Source organism: Aquimarina celericrescens, assembly GCF_042682765.1.
GTDB lineage: Bacteria > Bacteroidota > Bacteroidia > Flavobacteriales > Flavobacteriaceae > Aquimarina > Aquimarina celericrescens.
In genome coordinates, this window is the sequence record NZ_JBHUHY010000013.1 from 155,947 (window position 1) to 175,674 (window position 19,728).

The window sequence follows — 19,728 nt, forward strand, 5'->3', positions numbered from 1 at the left end:
TTTGTGTTTTTTAAATTTCTTCTTTACTATTCCAAATTATTTCTTCCTTTTTCCAGATCTTCTCGTTATACTCTATCCCCAAACCAGGTTTTTCAAAGATGGGAAGCTTTCCATTGACTGGAACTACCGGAGTGTGCCAGTCTTTTTGCTTTTCGTGGCCCATTACCCTATATTCCTGGTGTCCTGTAAGTACCGGGCAAACTGCAAATAATTGATTAGGAGCCGCGGCCATTGGCCCAGCCTTGGGTGAATGTGGGGTAAACCCTATGCCGTATTCTTTTGCGATATATGAAACTTTTAATGCCCTAATCATACCTCCTACATAAAAAACATCAGGTTGCAAAATATCCATGGCCTTGATTTCGCACATTAATCTAAACTGGTCTACACTGCTGTCCTGTTCTCCCCCGGCAATCGCACAGGTAGTCGCCGATTCCTTTACTAATTTGTGAGACCATAGATCCTGCCAGTAGCAGGGTTCTTCAAAGAACTTGACATCATAACTTTCCAACATTTTTAATACTTCAATGGCTTCTTCGGCCGTGTAAGAGCTGTTTCCATCAACATAAATGGTAAAATCGTCTCCCATGGTTTTCCTTACATAAGGAACGAATTGATTAGTTCTTGTAATGTAAGGTTCTATATTTTTCATTCGTCCACCAATCTTGATCTTTGTAGCTGTAGCTCCGGTAGCTTCAGCGGTTTGCTTAATTAAATCTGTTTCGTTTTCTATAGGATTTTCCCGGTCAAGGCTAGAAATATATACGGGATAATTATCTCGCACTTTTTCTCCTAAAAACTGGTAAACTGGTTTATTCGCTTTTTTGCCTAATAGATCCCAAATTGCTACTTCGATGATTCCTACAGAATTCCAAAAAGGCAGACCTACATATTTGTAATTACGATCAATTCTGAGCAATTCTGAAGGGTAGTGAGCTATATCGCGTGCATCCTTTCCTAGAAAAAAAGGAGCAATCAACTTTTTGAACATCGTAAATGTGCTAAAAAGTCTCTTGTCATTAACTCGGGTAACTCCATACTCTCCTTCTTTATCTGTTACTCTGATAAAAACCCTGGATTTCGTTTTGACTACTTCAATTTTGTCGATTACAACGGGATTTGATATTGTTTTTTTTACACGGCCTGTTATCTCATTCTCCAGATTGCTTAAAGGGACATTTCCTTTTGCAATATTTCTATCAAGGTTGGTCCTAGTACTATCACCACAAGCTAATGCAGGAACAATAAAAGCAGTAGCTCCTGCCGTTGCCGTCTTTTTCAGAAATTTTCGTCTATCTAGCATTACTTATTTCTTTTTAATAGTTGTAATGATATCTTGATCATTGATTATCTTTCCGTTTACGGAAATGTTCTTTAGCAATAAGTCTTTGGTATGATTTGCAATTACAGGAGCCGGGGATCTTTTCACGGAAATATTTTCCATGTAGATTTTATGAATATTTTCTTCAACCCGGCCATTAATTTTTATAGAAATCTCTGAAGCTTCTTCTAGTGTTATATTTTGAAAGTAAAAATTGTTATACTTCACAAAATGTTTATTGCCTCTCCATCCCTTATAATCTGTGGTAAATTCGAATCCATATTTAACGGGATTCTTTACCTGCATATTTCGCATATACACTTCTTCTATGAAACCTCCACGATCCGGATTGCTTTTGAACTGAAAAGCATGCTTATCACTACCCCGAAGGATATTGTTTTCGGCAAATACATTGCGTACACCTGCTGACATTTCTGAACCAATACAAAATCCGCTCCCTACAATATTGGTAAAATCGTTATTCCGGATAATGATATTTTCTGAAGGAGGATACGGCCATCCATCCTGATCACGACCCGCTTTGATCGCAATACAATCATCATGCGTATTGATCACACAATGCTCAATCAATACATTTTTGCAACTTTCAGGATCAATACCATCGTCATTGGTTATACCGCGTTGAATATTCAGTCTTCTTACGGTAATATTTTCTGAAAGAATCGGATTGATGGTCCAAAACGGAGTGCTTTTTATAGTAAAATCTTCGAGCAGAACATTTTTACATTCGATAAACTGGATTCCGGTTGGGCGTAGAAAATGTTCTTCTCCAAATACACGCTCTTCTAATGGTATTTTATCATTTCCCATTTGCCGGGCACGCATTTTATCTGGTTTTTGCTTTTGTTTCCAGGATGCCCAGATTTCTTCACAATGACCATCGATTATCCCTTTACCCGTAATCGCTATATTTTCTTGTTCAATGGCATAAATCAAGGGAGAGTAATTCATAATAAAAGTGCCCTCCCATCTCATTTTTACTACAGGTAGATAATCCAAAGGATTTGGAGAAAAATTTAAAACCACACCTTCCAAAAGGTGTAAATTCACATTAGATTTCATAAAAATGGAACCTTTTACAAAGTAATCCCCAGGTGCCACGCTTATAGTTCCTCCGCCATTTACAGATACCTGCTCAATTACTTTATTAATAGTTTCTCTAAAATTAAGGGTATCAGAAATTGAATAGGTGGTATCCTTAAATGTAGGAGGAACAATTTGTTTCAAAATATCGGGCATGGTATGATTCCAAGCGGTATCTATTTTGGCCTGAGCATAATTTTCATCAAAACTATGCTCTGCCTTCTGATTCTTTTTACAAGAGATGGTTATTATTAGAATAAGTATGAGAAGTATTTTTTTCATTAAATATGTTTTTTACTTACCTCAATAAGAAGACGATCTTCTTATTGGTATGCACTTTGGTACACATCGCTTAAAAATCGCATTCCGAAACTGGTGGCTATATCCCGATAATACAGCTGGAATGTTCCGTCTTTTTTGGCTCGTTGACGAATTTCGTAATAAGCTCCTGCCAAATTAGGATCTTTGTGATTTTCGCTGAATTGATTTTTTAACGTAAAATCCAATGCACGTTTAATATTTTCTTCAAAATCAGTAATTCCCAGTTCGTATAACTGCAACCACAAAATCCCTGCAAAGCTTGCTGCGCTACCACATGGGCTACGTTTGTCGTGATTACTATCTAAATAACTGCTATACCAAATCACTCCTGTTCTATCCTGCACACCTGCAAGTGCTCTGGCAGTTTTGACAGCGGCATCCAAATATTTTTGTTCATTGGTAAGGGTGTAGGCCTCAATTAATGCCTCGGCATTCCAAGTATTAAATCGACCATGAATTTTACCCGTTTCTGGATCATTAGGTTCAAAATCCATCCACCAACCGTTTTCGGATTGGTCATCAACTAGTTTATTACATATTTCCAGAAATGCTTTTTTATAGCGTTCTTCCCCTGTATGGGTATACATGTCTCTCCAGAGATATCCTTCGGCATTGGGTCTAGCTACATGCTTAATAGTGAGGGGTAGGCCTTGGTGTTGTGCATGAGGGCTACGATCTTTCCAAACTTCTCCTGTTTTGCCATCTACAATATTATAACTAAGTCTCTCTTCTGGTATATATAGATGGTCTAAAATCCATGCACCAGCACTGGTAGCCACATCTGCATATGTTTTATCGTTTGTCATATCGGTAAGATTGAACAGACCTGGAGTACCATCGGCAATCGTTGTGGTATTGATCAAATCTCCAAGCTTATTTCCATGTTTGGCATTAAGATACCCTTCTAGTTTATGGCCTTTAGGAAATTGTAATCCCACCCACCAATTTCCAGCTCGAATAGCGACATCAAGCGCTTTTTGATTGCCAGTTACTTCATAAGCTTCTAACAACCCATAAATAGCTTGTCCGGTATGCCAGGCGGCTTCATATTCTTTCCATTCTCCAGAAATGATATGATAATTACCCTTGGCCATTCCGTGTTCGTCAATCATGGCTTCACTGGTATGTTGTATAGCTTGATTTAATGATTTGACTATTTTTTCTTTGTATTCTAGATCCAAAGGTAATGTAGACTTTTGAGCGCATGCCTGAATCATAAAACTCATCGAAAGTATAACTGCAATTCTAATTTTCATCGGTTTACTTTTTTGTAAATACAAAGCTTTCTTTATATAAAGTATTTCCCTTTACATCCATAGTATCCAATCCCTTTACATCGATTAAATATATCCCATGACGATCCATTTTTCCTTGTTGATGATGTATCATTAGATTTTTGATTTTAAAATCTTTGGCATGAGCTACAATCATAGAACCAGGTGATTGTATATAACTTACTGTATTATTCCAGTATTTGATTTTCTTATTGCCTTTTGGCTTTTTCCATCCGGCAGTAATCGTATTATCTGCATCGGGTACGGTTACCTTTACATTTTCTAAAGTGATTTTGGAAATTTCTTTTTCAGGATAACCCGAGAAGTATAGCAAACCATTAGTAGTTATGTCAATATCTTTGAAATTAATATTCTTTATAGTTCCTATTGCTGAGAGGCTATCTCTTCTGTGCGTATCCACGAATATACCATATTCATCCTTTTGTCTTCCTCCGGTTTTGATAGTTATATTTTTGAAACTAAGATCAGAATATATCCCTCCATCCATCATAAAAAGAGCAATACCATAACGCGAGTTTTTTATTCTAACATCCTGAAAACTACAGTTTCTGGTATGATAAGAAGATCCTGTTCCCAGTTTGAGGGCCGCATCATCACTCTCCAAAATACAATTTTTTACGAGAATATTTTCTGTATACCTACTTCTGTTAAGAGCTTCATTTTCAAAATATTTTGAACTTCTTTTATTTTTTATACAAATTGCATCATCTCCCGTGGATATAATACAATTGGTGATCAGTATGTTTTTTGAGTTTATAATATCGATTCCATCGGTGTTTGGGCTTCTTGGATGATTCTTGATGGTAAGACTATCAACCGCTACATCTTCACAAAAATTGAACACCAAACAATGAGATGGACTATTCACCAAAGTAATTCCGGAAACTGATACATTCTTTGCGTCCTGAATGACAATCCAGGGTCGCGGACGTTGATCGTAATTCCATTGCTCGTCAAAAAAAGATTCTCCGTTTCCATTAATAACTCCTTTCCCTCTTATGGTAAGATTATCTGCATCTGGGGCAAAAATGAAATTAGGCCCTGAATAATTTTGCATATTTGAAGAAGCTATCAACTCGGCTCCTTCGTTTAACTGGAGCGTCATGTTTGGTCCTAAAGTTAGACTACCTGTATAAAACTTTCCTTTGGGAATAATTACTTTTCCTTTGTTTTCAATTGCTTTCTCAATCGCTTCCTGTATGGATTTTGTATTTAACGTTTTTCCATCTGGTATAGCTCCATATGCTACAATATTAAAACTACGATCATTATTTATTTGACAGGATATTGATATCAACACTGTTATTGTTAATATGAAAAATCTCATACTCTTGTTTTTTTTGGCATGAGTTACTACCAGCCTATCCGTTGTAGAATAGGCTTGATAATAACTCTTTTCAAACAAACTAATATGAAACACTTTTAAAAAGTTATTTAAGCTTTAAGATTATTCTCTTATATTTCCATCAATATTACGTGTCCAACCTAAAGTCCAATCATTATCTGCAGGAACAGCTCCTATGTAATTTACATTCTCGAAGAACGAGCTTAATGGTCCGGCTTCACGAGAATTTACGGTTGAAGTTCCTACATAAGAATTTTCAATTTGGAATGATGCGATAGAATTATTGAAAGTAGGGTCATAATCACCATCAGTAGGGTTAAAAAGATCTGCAGAACTATGAAACCCTGTTCCGCTATCCTCATCATTACTAAATGAGGCCGAATTACTGAAAATATTTTCTCCTGTAGTAGTAAAAGCCTCTGATCCATCGCTAAACCTTATTGATCGATCCACTCCTGTTACAACACTATTATAGATACGAGCTTTTGCATTATTTCTTATTCTGAAACCATTTCCTGCCGGACCTTGAGAAGAATCGTTAAATCCTACACCGGTAATAGTGATGTTCGACAATATCGTATTTGATTCGTCTCTACCTTCGATAGCGTTACTCGTGGAAATACTGTTCACTACCCAAAATTGGCCGTGCCCGTTCCACATGTCATCAAAACGAATACCTGCATCTTCGCAATCGGTAGCTATGATATACCTGATATTTACATTTCCTTCGTTAACTCTAAATGCATTATCCAAAGACTTAAATACCTGAACATATTCGATTACAGTCTGGTCACCAACATTTTGAATCTGGAAAGTGTCATCATTACTCCCTCCGTACTCAATACGAACATACTTTATCACACCAGAATTGTCACCTTGGCCGCTTCCGTTAATTTGAATCCCACTCCAATCCCCATGTGCAGGGTTTCCAGATTGTCCTGGCGCCGTATTAAAAGAAGTAAATACAATGGGATCTTCTGCTGTTCCATCTGCTACAATCATTCCAAATTCTCTCACATCAAGTCTAGAGGAAGCGTCCTTACCGTAGATCGTGGTCCCAGGTTCGATAGTCAACGTTGTCGACTGCCCTACCGAAACTTCACCATCTAGCAGATAAAGGTTATCATTGGTCAGTGTTTCATTAAAGTTGATAATCCCATTTATCTCTTTATACGTCTGACCCTCTATAGTTACGTCTTCTATCGTGTACTGCGGAATAATTTCAGATACGGTAACCGAAAAAGTAGCAGTATCAGTTTGATTTAGACGATCAGTAATTAAAAAATTAATATCTCTGGTAGTACCCAACCAATCTGTAGGTATTTGAAATAGAAATGAATAGGTGTCAGTGCCCCTTGCGCCATCATAATTTATCTGATCTATAACGGAATTTCCTTCAGTAACTCGTAACGATGTAAGCGCTACTGAAGCGTTGATTGAAGCACTAATATTAATTAATTGTCCAGCTCCCAATTCGGCACTGTTATCTGTGAGTTCAATTTCGGGACTGTTATATTCCGGTGGTGGAAAATTTTCGTCATCATTTCTATCACACGAGGTGAATACAACTGTACATAAAATCAAAATGTATGCTTTATATAAAATATGTTTTCTCATAATCATTAAAATTTGAAATTAACACCAAATCTACCTGTCCAACCATATAATTCATAGTTGGTTACCTGGCTCCTGATATTTTGAAATTCTACAACAGGATCGTCTAATAAATTTTGCATCTCTACGAAAAAGGTAAGGTGGTCATTTAGTTTGTAGGAAGCATTTCCGTCTAATTGGTAACGTTCTTCAAGAAATAAATCAAATTCGGGATCGTCTGAAAAACTTAGTAATGATCTATCATTATAATTAAGAGACAAACGGGCACTAAATTTTTTCTTATCATAATACAAGGCAGCATTCCAGGTATTATCTGCTTGTCCTACAAACGGGATGTCTTCTCTTCTTAGCTCTTCTCCTGTGTCTTCGTCAAAACTCACAAAGGTACTTTCGCTGTTTACATATGTGTAATTGAGATATACTCCAAAGCCCGATAAGAATCCTGGTAAAAAGCTGAATTTTTTTGACAGTGCGATTTCAACTCCCAGTAATTGCGAATTTTCTCCATTAACAGGTTCCTGCAGTCGCCATCCATCGAAAGCACCTCCGTCTACGAAAGAAATCTGGTCAAAAATAAAATCGTCTATATCTTTATAAAATACTCCTCCCGAAGCGATACCATCTGTTGCGAAATAATGCTCTATTTGAAAATCGAAGTTTTGGGATAAAGCGGGTTGCAAATCAGGATTTCCTCTCTCTAGAACTTCTCCAGCAAAATTTCTATTTTCTCTTGGCACTAAATCAAACAAATCTGGCCTTGCAAAAGATTTATTATATGATAAACGAATATTAGTAAGATCTGTCAATGTGTACTTTAGATGAATACCAGGTAGCCAAAAATCATAAGATGGAGAGCCAAAAGCAGGTTCTGCAGAAAAATCACCATTGAGTTCTTCAATAACCCTTATAGCAGTATACCCTGCATCAGTATTTTCGTATCTAACCCCTGCCAAAACTGTCAAATTATTAAAATTAATTTTCCCTTGAATGTAACCTGCTTGAACATCTTCAGTGAGGTCAAAAGTGTCTCTCTGCTCATTTTGAAATGCATTGTCTTCTTCAAATTCGTACAGATCAAAATTGTCAATAAAATGTCTTCTAGTCCTTGAAGGTGATGGAAAAGCTCCAAGATTATATCTTCCTCCCAGAATTGATCCTTGATCGTCACCAATTACCTGATCTAAAGTGTAAACCCCGTCGAAGTCTCCATATTGTCTGTTGACTCTTCTTCTTAAATTCTCTTGAAAACGAAATTTACCGCCCAATTTAATCTGCCCGTTCGCTTTAGTACCTAGGACATAAGGTATAGTCATATTAAAATATGTAGTTTGTATATTACCTTGTGTCAGTTGAGGTACGTCTCTTTGATATCCACTGAATTCTAATTGTGTCGCATCTGTTGGATCAAAATCCAACGGAATGAATTGTGGAAAATCCCGTTCTGAAAGATCTATCCTATAGGTGATTCCCCTCCTTCTGAAAACAGAACGCTCAACATTTTGAATTCGTTCTGATCGAGAAGCAGAATATCCATAATCTAATTTTCCAAATGAACCTATATTCTGTTCTCCTCCAAAGGTAAAAGTAACGTTCTCTCTTGTCACAATTTGATCTGCTACATCTTTACGAAAACGTGCATCGGTATCAGGTCCTCCTGCAATATCAGGATTCAATGGATCTAAGAATTCTCCTCTTGCCCTATATCTTATTCTATATCTTTCTGATTCATCCTCGAGTCGGTTTAAAATGAATTTAGCAAAAATCTTTGATCGTTCGGTAAATTTATAATCAATAGTCGTATTCACTCCAAATCGTGTTCTTACATTCTCACGAGGGCGCAGTTCAAGTTCATCTAAAACAGTAGCTCTAAAACTGTTAGGATCGCTTGACTCTCCAATTCTTCTTTCTCTCCATAGAGTTTCAAATCTTTCTTCACCTATAACCGTATTATAATAACTTCCTCCTACCAATACTCCTAATTTACCATCAGCAAAACGCTTATCAAATTTTAGTTTTGTCCTTAGACTTCCTTCTTCAAAAATATCAGCGTATCCACCTGCAATGGTTCCTTTAATTGTCCCTTTACGGCTTCTAGCCGTAGGTGTAATTAAATTTACGGCACCCCCTATAGCATCTCCATCCATATCAGGAGTAGGAGCCTTTGTAACTTCCATAGAAGAAAGAAGTTCTGCTGGTATTAAATCTAATGATTCTGTACGAGCACCATTTCCGTCGGTCACGGGCAATTGAGCACCATCAATTGTAACTGTAGTAAAGTTTCTAGGAGTACCACGCACTCTTATATTGGCACCTTCGCCATTATTACGCTCAATATTCACACCAGGCACTCTTTGTAAAGCTTCACTCACATTAATATCTGGAAACTGGTTTACCAGATCTGCCGAAACCACTGTCTTTATATTATCTGAAGTTCTTTGAAGGTTGTATGCTTTTTGTTGTCCTTCAACATTGGCAGTTACAATGACCTCTCCCAACTCATTAGTGGAGGGTCTTAATACAATGTCTCCAAGATTTATAACTGAAGTTCCTGATATTTCAATTTCCTGTTCAAACGTATCAAAACCCAAATAGGATACTTGAATAGTATAAGTTCCTTTAGGAACTTTATCTAAAGTAAATAAACCATCCCAATCTGTAGAAGCACCTAAATTGAGTGATTTAATAATCACATTTACACCAGGCAAGGGATCTTCAGAGTCACCAAGAATTTTACCTGTAACCGTAGCATATTCTTGTTGTAAACTCTCAACGACATCAATTTTTGACGTGTTTTCTACCGCAATAGCCGACTGGACAAGTCCGAAACTAATCAGCAGAATCAATACTTTTTTGTAAAGTCTCGTAATTTCATTCATGTTTTCATAGATTAAATTTGAGAATTGTTTGTTTTCCTTCTTGATCAATTACATCCTATAATTTTTTTATGTAAATTCTAAAACATTATGCAATCGATTGCATATTATAAATAATTCTTAAAAAATGCAAATATTACCTAATAATTTTGTTAAAAACCTTTATTTTTGTTAAAAAGATTAGTAAAGCGTACATATTATATGGAAATAATACTTTGTTTTTTAGAAAATAATCGTTTTTATGCAATCGATTACATAATTTTACGATATTTGTATTTTTGATTAAAAATTATAACTAGTACATTTAATTATACGGTTTCTACTTGATTTTTGTATTTTACGCCTAATGAACTCTAAGAAAACTACCATACATGATATTGCTGAAAAGCTGAATATAACCGCTTCGACAGTCTCGAGAGCCCTAAATAATAACCCCAGGATAAGTGAAGCTACTAAGAAAACAGTACTAGATATGGCTAGAAGCCTTAACTATCAGCCAAATAATTTGGCGGCTGCTTTAAGAAAAGGAAAAAGTCAACTCATCGGTGTAATTGTTCCAACTATTAATAGAGCATTTTTCTCTTCTGTTATTCGCGGAATAGAAGAGTTAGCCAATAAGCTAGATTATCGCGTAGTGGTTAGTCAGTCTAATGAAGATGTCGATAACGAAATAGCAACCCTCAATGCTTTAATTAATGCGAGAGTTGATGGAATATTGGTATCCATAGGCAAGAACACAAAACAATTTGGTCATTATCAAGAGTTAATCGAACGGGGAATCCCTTTGGTTTTATTTGATCGAACGACTAATGAGATAAGCACCAGTCAGGTAGTCATTGATGATTTTGTTGCTGGCTATATGGCTACTGAGCACCTAATCAAGCAAGGTTGTAAGAAGATTGCGCATATAACCAACTACCATAAAGTTAATATATATAAAGAACGCTATAGAGGATATTTAGAAGCTTTGAAAGATTATAATATTCCTTTTGAAAAATCCCTTGTTCTCGAAGGCAATATGCAACTTGAAGATGGGAGAGAATGTACAAAACAACTCATCGCTTCTGGAGAAGAATTTGACGCTATTTTCTCTGCCAGTGATTACGCTGCAATGGGAGCTATGCAGGTTTTGAAAGAAAAAAACATAAAAATTCCAGAAGAAGTTGCTCTTGTAGGATTTAGTAACGAACCTTTTACTTCTTTTACAGACCCTCCTTTAACTACTGTGGATCAATTCCCAATAGAAATGGGACAAGCCGCTGCAGAATTATTTTTCGAAATTCTCAATTCTACTAAAAAGAAAATTATCCCACAAAAAACCGTATTACACCCCGAGCTCATTGTAAGGGCTTCTTCACTCAAGAAGGGCAAATAGAAAGCAACTATGGATCAAAATTCAAAAATAAGAAGTTTTAAAAAGAAAGACAATCGATTGCACGTATCGTCAAACGGTTTTATGTCTCCTGATTTTCTCCTACAAAGTGAATTTTCTAAAAAACTATATTATAATCATGCAAAAAATCTTCCCATAATAGATTATCATTGTCATCTTTCTCCAGAGTTAATAGCCAATGATAAACAATTTGAAAATTGTTCTCAGGCATGGCTAGCTGGCGACCATTATAAATGGAGAGCGATGCGCACACTGGGTGTAGATGAAAAATTCATTACCGGTGATGCATCTGATATCAAGAAATTTGGAAAATGGGCAGAAACCGTACCTTATACCATAAGAAACCCATTATTTCATTGGACGCATCTAGAACTTCAACGTTATTTTGATATTGATCAATTACTCTGTAAAGAAAATGCAGTTGAAATATATGAAAAAACCTCTGCCGTATTACAACAGAAAAGTCATAGTACCAATGGTCTTTTACGCCAAATGAATGTTGAAGTAGTATGTACAACCGATGACCCAATTGACGAACTAATCCATCATCAAAAAGCAAAAAAAAATAAAATTAACTCTAAGCTTTTACCAACCTTTAGACCAGATAAAGCATACACAGTTGAAAATCCCTTAGAATATTTGGATTATCTTGAAAAGTTAGGTGATGTTTCGGACATTAATATTGACTCATACCAGGATCTGATAGCTGCGCTTAATGATAGAATTGTTTATTTCCATAAACACGGAGGATGTCTCTCTGATCACGGCCTGGAACAATTATATTATTTTGAGCTCGGAACTTATGATATAGATATTCTTTTCAACAAACTTAAAAATAAGAAGTCTTTAGACCATCAAGAAACTAATTATTTTAAATTCGAGACGTTACTTCATCTCTGCAGAATGTATCATGCCCAAGGCTGGACTCAACAGTTTCATCTAGGTGCTTTAAGAAATACTAATCAAAGAATGCTTGCTCAGCTTGGACCTGATACGGGTTTTGATTCTATTGGAGATTTTTCTCAAGCCGCTACGCTGAGTAAATTTCTGAATGCGCTTGATACCACTAATCAGTTAACCAAAACTATTATTTACAATCTTAATCCTGCAGATAATGAAGTTATGGCTACTATGACAGGTAACTTTAATGACGGAAGCGTAAAAGGTAAAATACAATTTGGCTCGGCTTGGTGGTTCCTAGATCAAAAAGATGGTATGGAAAAACAAATCAACTCGCTTTCTAATCTAGGACTTTTAAGCTGCTTTATAGGAATGTTGACCGACTCGCGCAGTTTTTTGTCTTTTCCCAGACATGAATATTTTAGACGGATTCTTTGCAATATTATTGGACAAGATGTAGAAAACGGAGAACTTCCAGCTGATGAAAAATGGCTAGGCAAGATTATAAGTGATGTCTGTTATAACAATGCGAAAGAATATTTCGGTTTTTAAAGACGTTAGGCTATGAAAAAGTTAAACAGAGATACATCAAATTCTATCTCCAGAAGACCCATCAAGGTACTACAATTTGGGAAAGGGAACTTTTTACGCGGTTTTGCCGATTGGGTGATCGATATTCTAAATGAAAAAACAGATTTTAATGGAGATATTCAAATTATTGAATCCAATGATAACGGGCTTGCTGCAAAAATTAACAGGCAAGAGGGTCTTTATCATGTGCTTTTAGAAGGATTGCAAAATGGTAAAAAGCTTCAACAAATAAGAATTGTAAAGAGTGTGCGAGGAGTTTTTAATCCTAATGACGATTATAAAGCTTTCCTCAAAATGGGTAAGAATCCAGATCTCGAATTTATCATTTCGAATACAACAGAAGCTGGTATTATTTTTGACCCCAATGATATTGATTATAACACCTTACCTAATTCGTTTCCAGGTAGATTAACTGCATTTCTATATTACCGCTTTTTACATTTTAAAGAAGCTAATAATAAAAAACTCATTGTTCTGCCTTGCGAACTCATTGACTATAATGGAGATACGCTCAAAGAGATAATCTTGCGTTATGCCAATCTGTGGAAGCTTCCCGGCCGATTTAAAATTTGGCTTGATGATCATACGATGTTTTGTAACACCTTGGTAGATCGAATTGTTACGGGGTTTCCTAGAGATCGAATTGTAGAAATTCAAGAAAACATTGGATTTACAGATGACATGGTGGTAACGGCAGAACCTTACCATTCATGGATAATAGAAGATCAAGGTAACGTCAAGAATGTATTTCCCGTCGAAAAAGCTGGATTAGAAGTTAAATTTGTGACTAATTTATCTATATATAAAACCAGAAAAGTAAGAATTCTAAACGGTGCGCACACTGCGATAGCTACTTATGGCTATCTGAAGGGATTAGAAACCGTAAACGAAATATTTGATAACCCGAAAATCGAGCACTTTATAAGACAACTAATTTTTGATGAAATTATACCCACAATAGATCTTCCGGAAGAAGAATTGAGAGTCTATGCAAATTCTGTGATTGAACGGTTTAAGAATCCCTTTATTAAACACAAATTACTTAGCATTTCCCTCAATTCGATAGCAAAGTTTAAAGTGCGAGTAGTACCCTCATTACTTGTTTATTATGAAAGAAAAAATAAGCTCCCTAAAGGTCTTGTAAGTTCTTTTGCTCATCTTATTGTGTTCTATCGAGGTCATTTCAATGAAAAAAGGATTCCTTTACAAGATGATAAAGCTATTATAGATTTTTTTGCAATCCTATGGGAAACCTCAGATACTAATCATATAGTAAATCAAGTACTTTCTAATACGGTTTTTTGGGAAATGGATTTGACCAAGATCTATGGATTGCAGAAACAAATTGTAGGCGAGATTCAAGAAATTTTAAAAACTGAAATAATAACTAATACAAAATAAATCATGCTACTTACCCTAATAGCGGATTAATTAATCTTAACGATTTTGTAAACTCATACGTCAATTCGCATGTTTCTGAAAAGACTCTCTAATCTAGGGAGTCTTTTTATTTATTAACGGTTTATTATTTGCATGTATTTTCTAAAATGGTTTTGTATTGTATATTTACTGAAAACATAAGTTAATGTCTTCTCAATCTCGTCTGGATCGTGCTTATAAAAATGCCAAAGTAATTCCGTTTGATAATACATCCAAATTCATTCTTTTTAGTGACTGTCATAGAGGGGACAATAGCTTTGCAGATGAATTTGCAAACAATAGAAACATTTACATTCATGCATTAAAGCATTACTACAAAGAAGGATTTACGTATTACGAACTTGGTGATGGCGATGAACTCTGGGAAAATATAAACTTTAGTATGTTGCTTCGAGCCCACAAAGATGTATATGATTTACTTCAGCTTTTTTATAAAGAAAATAGATTACAAATGATATGGGGGAATCACGATATGGTATATCGAGATAAAGCTTATGTAAAAAAGCATCTTAGCTATTATCTTGATCATAAACTGAATAAAGAAGTTCCTCTTTTCCCGGGTATCACATTTGAAGAGGCCATCGTACTCAAACATGAAATTACATCGCAAGAAATTTTTCTATTGCATGGGCATCAGGCAGATTTTATGAATTATAATGGATGGCGTATTCATAGATTTTTGGTGCGTATTTTATGGAGACCTTTACAAGTCATAGGAATTTTAGATCCCACCAGCCCTGCCCATAATTACAAAGAAACGATACGTGTAGAGCGAAGAATAAAAAAATGGATTCTAAAGCAGAAGAATAAACTTACGGTCATGGGGCATACTCATCGCCCAAGATTTCCTGAGCCTGGCGGTACAGCACTTTTTAATGATGGAAGTTGTGTACATCCAAGGTGTATTACCGGAATAGAAATTGATCATGGGACTATTGCACTAATTAAATGGCAAATCTCAACTACCGAAGACGGTATCTTAAGAATCGTAAGGTCCGTACTTGAAGGTCCAAGAAAGCTTACCGATTTTATTACAGAGTAAGTAGACTTATCATTTAGGGATACTACACAATATATAATAGATCACATTCCAATACGGCACAATCTTATATCGTATTTCATTTTTCTAGGAATTTTAACTTTTGGAGAGAGTTGGATCATCCTATCACTTCATTATTTTAAGAATTCCTTAATTACACTCTTTATTTGGGTTAAAAAAACGATCAAGTTAAAAGATTACATCAATGGTTGTAAGAATCACTCTATATTCAAGACTTCTTCAATCTGCGGAGCGTATTTTTTGATGGTCATTTCAACACCAGATTTTAGTGTCATTTGATTTACGCTACAACCCACACATGCACCCTCTAGTTGTACCTTAACCCTTTTATCGTCCTCAATAGCAACCAAAGAAATATTACCTCCGTCACTCTCCAAAAAAGGCCTGATTTCATCTAGGGCTTTTTCTACATTTATTCTTAATTCTTCAGAAGTCATTCGTTATTTTTTTACAGCAGAACATCCTGCCATTGTTGTTATTTTAATTGCTTCAGTTGGAGGTAAACTCTCATTTCTGTCAACTACTTCTTGAACTACATTCTTTGTTAATTCTTCAAAGGCCTTTTCAATAGGAGTAGCCGTTTGTAACGCTGCAGGTCTTCCAACATCTCCCGCTTCACGAATGCTTTGGACTAAAGGAATCTCACCCAAAAACGGAACCTCTAGATCTTCGGCCAAATATTTAGCTCCCTCTTTACCAAAGATATAATATTTATTGTTAGGAAGCTCTTCTGGGGTGAAATACGCCATATTTTCAATAATCCCTAATACAGGTACATTAATACTATCCTGCTGAAACATAGCAACTCCCTTTCTAGCATCGGCCAGTGCCACATTTTGGGGAGTACTTACTACCACAGCCCCGGTTATTGGTAAAGACTGCATAATTGACAAATGAATATCCCCTGTACCTGGAGGTAAGTCTACAAGTAGAAAATCCAGTTCTCCCCATGCTGCATCAAAAATCATTTGATTTAATGCTTTTGCAGCCATAGGCCCTCTCCAAACCACAGCTTGATTAGGCTGCGTGAAAAATCCTATCGACAATATTTTTACTCCATAATTCTCTATTGGTTTCATCTTCGATTTATCACCTACTTTTACCGAAAGAGGTCGTTCTTGCTCTACATCGAACATTATTGGAGCCGATGGACCATAAATATCTGCGTCCAGAAGCCCAACTTTAAATCCCATTTTGGCAAGAGTTACAGCCAGGTTAGAAGTTACCGTAGATTTACCAACCCCACCTTTACCAGAGGCTACTGCTACAATATTAGTAATTCCAGGAATTGGTTTGCCTTTGATCGAGTTTTTTAGGTCTGGCTTTTCAGGAGCTTCGACTTTGATATTTACTTTCACTTTTGCCTTTTCGTATACTTTCTCATGAATCGCCTTCATAACATCTACTTCGGCACGTTTACGTATATGCAACGCAGGAGTCGATAATACTAAATCAACAATGACTTCGTCTCCAAAGGTGATTATATTTTTAACGGCACCACTTTCGACCATATTCTTTCCTTCTCCAGCTACAGAGATTGTTTCTAGTGCTTTTAATATATCCGATTTTTCTAACTTCATAGGTATTTTTCTTATCTGCAAAAATGAAATCTATCTTGATTTCTTCCAAAAAACAAAGATAAGTTGAAAAGTTAACATTATAAAGCTCCTAAATCGAAATGATCTATAGCAGTATCGCTATTCATAATACGTCTTAAATATAGAATGGTACGATTTGTGATCCTGAGCTATTTTGACTTTCTGAAAATAACCTAATGAACCGGATCTTTCTAATTTTATTTCCATTTCTCTTTATCTGTAATCATGGATATACTCAAAGCAAATTAGAAAAAGCTAAGAAAAGTTTAAAAGTTAATAATCAACCAATACCTGACGACGATAGCTACATTTTATTGGATGCTTTCGGATTCATTTCTTCGTTATTCCCAGATGGTTCCTCTAATGATACCGATTATGTATCTCACAAAAAAGTGACTAAATATCCTTACTTCAAAAGTACAAAACCAGGAAACTATGTCTATTTCGCTCCTGATACCATAACAAAGAATTTCAGAGTTGAAATTTTGAATAGATTTATCTTCGAAAATCCTAAACTGTATGGAAATCATCTAAATATTGGAGTAAGAAGTGCAGACGGATTTGGCTTAGAGATTGATTATTTACAACTCTGGGAAAACAATACTAATTTTGGTTATAACTCTCTGGCCATAACTACAGGATTATTAAAATATTATTGGATACATGAGGAGCGATTTGATACTTGGATCGGGTTAGGGGCTAATTTTTTGGAGGATAATATATCAGATTGGGGATTATCTGCAGGCATTGGGGCTGAATATTTTTTTATTCAACCTATGAGTTTCGAAACCAATCTATATTGGTCTTTTAATGGTGGTACAATACAATCATATTCTACAGGATTAAATTATCATTATAAGCGTTATATATTCTCTGGAGGATATGAGTTTCTTAAAATAGGTGATCCAGATTTTTCTATGTTTTCTGTAGGCGTAGGAGTTTCTTTTTAATAGCAAATTTTACACTTTAAATTTTCAACTTGTTTACCTACTCTCGACCTAGTAACAGAAAAATATGAGACTGACGCTTCTGTTAAAGGATCATTTTCTCCAGTTCACTTTTTAAATCATTCTAAAAAGAATTAGGAGATATTAAAGTTCCTTCATCGGATCCCAAAATAAACTTTCAAAATTCTGTATTTGATTATCGATCACTCTTATCCCTTCACTTTCTAATAGTTGTTGCATAAGATTGGTTCCCTGAAAATGATGTTTTCCTGTAAGCACTCCTTTTCGATTAACCACGCGATGTGCTGGTACATCTTCTCGACCACCACATGCATTCATAGCCCAACCCACCATACGTGCGCTACGAGCTGCGCCTAAATGTTTAGCTATAGCTCCATAGGAAGTAACTCTACCATGTGGAATAAGCCTTGCTACATTATACACTCTATCAAAAAAGTTCATTTCAGACTCAGATTCAATATCTATTTCATCCTTCACTCCCATGTATAGATAATTCTTGCTAATGTGATCATCACCAAAATCAACATTAAGATTCCCATGAAATAATTAGAGTATTTCGTTATTGAAGCTGTCTTTTTTTCAATTTTTAAAAAAGAAAAGACATAAAAATAGAGTGTTACAAAAGTTCCGCTTCCTGCTGCGATAATAAATGCAATAATACGGGGAGCGTCATATTCTATTTCGCCACTTACACTCATCCCTGCTGCAATAGCTACAAAATAAGGAATTGGCAAGACATTAATTGCCGACATCATCATTCCCTTAAAGAAACTTCGAGTATTACTTTTTCGATACACTTTAATTTTTGTCTCTCGCTGTTTTGCTTTGGCAAAGAAATAAATTGCCATTAAAAAGAATATTACCGCACCAGTTCTAAGTAAAATATTTTTTACAAAGGGATTAAAAAAAATATATTTGGCCAAGAGAATTGCGATCAACGACTGAAACACAACAACTAGAGAAGCTCCTATGGCTACCAAAATTCCGTTGTTTTTTCCTCTTTCCAGGCAAGTTCTTGCCACGGTCATATTCACCAATCCAGGAGGAATGACTCCAACTAGTGATGCAAAAAAGGTAACCAAAAAAAGTCTAGTAGTTTCCAAAATTGTAGTCCCAATTATGTAATCTTAAACTGGATGTAAGTTATGGGTTTATTTTTTTCTAAATATTGTTTTTCATAAAAAGTTTGAATTGAAGTCACGACCTCTGGAGCACCTTCATTGTGGTATATATCATGATTGGCATAGAGCACCTTATGGCCTTCACCATGTAACAATCCTAAGGTATACCCGTGCATAAACTCGCTATCCGTTTTAAGGTGTACAATCCCATTTGATTTTAGAATCTTCTGATACCGTTGTAAGAAGTCATGATTAGTTAACCGATGCTTGGTACGTTTATATTTAATCTGAGGATCGGGGAACGTGATCCAAATCTCATCGACTTCTTCGTTCTCAAAAATATAATCGATTAATTCGATCTGTGTTCTAATAAAACCTACATTGTTCATTCCTTCTTCTACCGCAGTTTTGGCTCCACGCCAGAAACGGGCTCCTTTAATATCGATTCCTATAAAATTCTTATCAGGATATTTCTTTGCAAGACCTACAGTATATTCTCCTTTACCACATCCCAATTCGAGAACTATAGGATTTGAGTTTTTAAAGAATTTTTCATTCCATTTACCTTTGAGATCCAAAGTATTGTTAAGCACCTCATCTCGTGTAGGCTCGACTACATTACGAAAGGTTTTATTTTCGTTAAATCGTTTTAATTTATTCTTACTTCCCACTAATTCTTTTATTTCTTATTCACTAGTATTAAGAATTAATATAGTTTCATAGCTTCCTAATTTCCAGTTTCACTAAAGATAATTTTTTGGTAAAATTAAGGAAATATACGGAT

16 protein-coding genes are annotated in these 19,728 nt (G+C 35.6%); 5 read left to right on the forward strand and 11 right to left on the reverse strand.

Annotated elements, in window-relative coordinates; genetic code table 11:
* Positions 1-10: 10 nt before the first annotated feature.
* The 6 genes from ACFSJT_RS12385 to ACFSJT_RS12410 all read right to left on the reverse strand — a co-directional run bounded on the left by ACFSJT_RS12385 (position 11) and on the right by ACFSJT_RS12410 (position 9,876).
* Entirely contained in the window at positions 11-1,303 is a 1,293-nt protein-coding gene (locus ACFSJT_RS12385; RefSeq protein ID WP_378320594.1) for a mandelate racemase/muconate lactonizing enzyme family protein, read from the reverse strand.
* Between the two features lie 3 nt (positions 1,304-1,306).
* Positions 1,307-2,707, reverse strand: a complete 1,401-nt coding sequence (locus ACFSJT_RS12390) for a glycoside hydrolase family 28 protein (protein WP_378320595.1) — start codon at positions 2,705-2,707, stop codon at positions 1,307-1,309.
* A gap of 41 nt (positions 2,708-2,748) precedes the next feature.
* The gene (locus tag ACFSJT_RS12395; RefSeq protein WP_378320596.1) at positions 2,749-4,002 is read right to left on the reverse strand and encodes a beta-L-arabinofuranosidase domain-containing protein; all 1,254 of its coding nucleotides are present in this window, start codon (positions 4,000-4,002) and stop codon (positions 2,749-2,751) included.
* Between the two features lie 4 nt (positions 4,003-4,006).
* Positions 4,007-5,368, reverse strand: coding sequence for a glycoside hydrolase family 28 protein (locus tag ACFSJT_RS12400; RefSeq protein ID WP_378320597.1), 1,362 nt, complete (start codon positions 5,366-5,368; stop codon positions 4,007-4,009).
* Between the two features lie 120 nt (positions 5,369-5,488).
* Entirely contained in the window at positions 5,489-7,003 is a 1,515-nt protein-coding gene (locus ACFSJT_RS12405; RefSeq protein WP_378320598.1) for a hypothetical protein, read from the reverse strand.
* Positions 7,004-7,008: 5 nt separating this feature from the next.
* On the reverse strand, positions 7,009-9,876 hold the full coding sequence (locus ACFSJT_RS12410; RefSeq protein ID WP_378320599.1) for a TonB-dependent receptor: 2,868 nt from the start codon (positions 9,874-9,876) through the stop codon (positions 7,009-7,011).
* A 343-nt stretch (positions 9,877-10,219) separates the two neighbouring features.
* Here ACFSJT_RS12410 and ACFSJT_RS12415 point away from each other — a divergent pair, with 343 nt between their 5' ends.
* From ACFSJT_RS12415 to ACFSJT_RS12430, 4 genes are all read left to right on the forward strand, one after another.
* Positions 10,220-11,248: a LacI family DNA-binding transcriptional regulator gene (locus ACFSJT_RS12415; protein ID WP_378320600.1), complete on the forward strand. Its 1,029-nt coding sequence runs from the start codon at positions 10,220-10,222 to the stop codon at positions 11,246-11,248.
* 9 nt (positions 11,249-11,257) lie between these two features.
* Positions 11,258-12,718: a glucuronate isomerase gene (gene uxaC / locus ACFSJT_RS12420; protein ID WP_378320601.1), complete on the forward strand. Its 1,461-nt coding sequence runs from the start codon at positions 11,258-11,260 to the stop codon at positions 12,716-12,718.
* 12 nt (positions 12,719-12,730) lie between these two features.
* Positions 12,731-14,158 (forward strand): tagaturonate reductase, encoded by a 1,428-nt coding sequence (locus ACFSJT_RS12425; RefSeq protein ID WP_378320602.1) that lies wholly within the window; start codon positions 12,731-12,733, stop codon positions 14,156-14,158.
* Between the two features lie 184 nt (positions 14,159-14,342).
* The gene (locus tag ACFSJT_RS12430; protein ID WP_378320603.1) at positions 14,343-15,239 is read left to right on the forward strand and encodes a metallophosphoesterase; all 897 of its coding nucleotides are present in this window, start codon (positions 14,343-14,345) and stop codon (positions 15,237-15,239) included.
* Between the two features lie 215 nt (positions 15,240-15,454).
* Here the strand turns inward: ACFSJT_RS12430 and ACFSJT_RS12435 are convergent, their stop codons facing one another.
* On the reverse strand, positions 15,455-15,694 hold the full coding sequence (locus tag ACFSJT_RS12435) for a NifU family protein (RefSeq protein ID WP_378320604.1): 240 nt from the start codon (positions 15,692-15,694) through the stop codon (positions 15,455-15,457).
* Positions 15,695-15,697: 3 nt separating this feature from the next.
* Entirely contained in the window at positions 15,698-16,837 is a 1,140-nt protein-coding gene (locus tag ACFSJT_RS12440) for an Mrp/NBP35 family ATP-binding protein (RefSeq protein ID WP_378320605.1), read from the reverse strand.
* A gap of 194 nt (positions 16,838-17,031) precedes the next feature.
* Between ACFSJT_RS12440 and ACFSJT_RS12445 the strand changes: the two genes are divergently transcribed.
* Complete coding sequence (locus ACFSJT_RS12445; RefSeq protein WP_378320606.1) at positions 17,032-17,805, forward strand: hypothetical protein; 774 nt, start codon at positions 17,032-17,034, stop codon at positions 17,803-17,805.
* 141 nt (positions 17,806-17,946) lie between these two features.
* Here the strand turns inward: ACFSJT_RS12445 and ACFSJT_RS12450 are convergent, their stop codons facing one another.
* From ACFSJT_RS12450 to trmB, 3 genes are read right to left on the reverse strand one after another with little or no spacing between them, the layout of a single operon-like run.
* A complete protein-coding gene (locus ACFSJT_RS12450) occupies positions 17,947-18,306 on the reverse strand; it encodes an MGMT family protein (RefSeq protein ID WP_378320607.1) in 360 nt (119 codons plus the stop codon).
* Positions 18,297-18,926: a LysE family translocator gene (locus tag ACFSJT_RS12455; RefSeq protein WP_378320608.1), complete on the reverse strand. Its 630-nt coding sequence runs from the start codon at positions 18,924-18,926 to the stop codon at positions 18,297-18,299. Before ACFSJT_RS12455 ends, ACFSJT_RS12450 begins: the two co-directional genes overlap by 10 nt.
* Positions 18,927-18,940: 14 nt before the next feature.
* The gene (trmB, locus tag ACFSJT_RS12460) at positions 18,941-19,615 is read right to left on the reverse strand and encodes a tRNA (guanosine(46)-N7)-methyltransferase TrmB (protein ID WP_378320609.1); all 675 of its coding nucleotides are present in this window, start codon (positions 19,613-19,615) and stop codon (positions 18,941-18,943) included.
* Positions 19,616-19,728 lie beyond the last annotated feature (113 nt).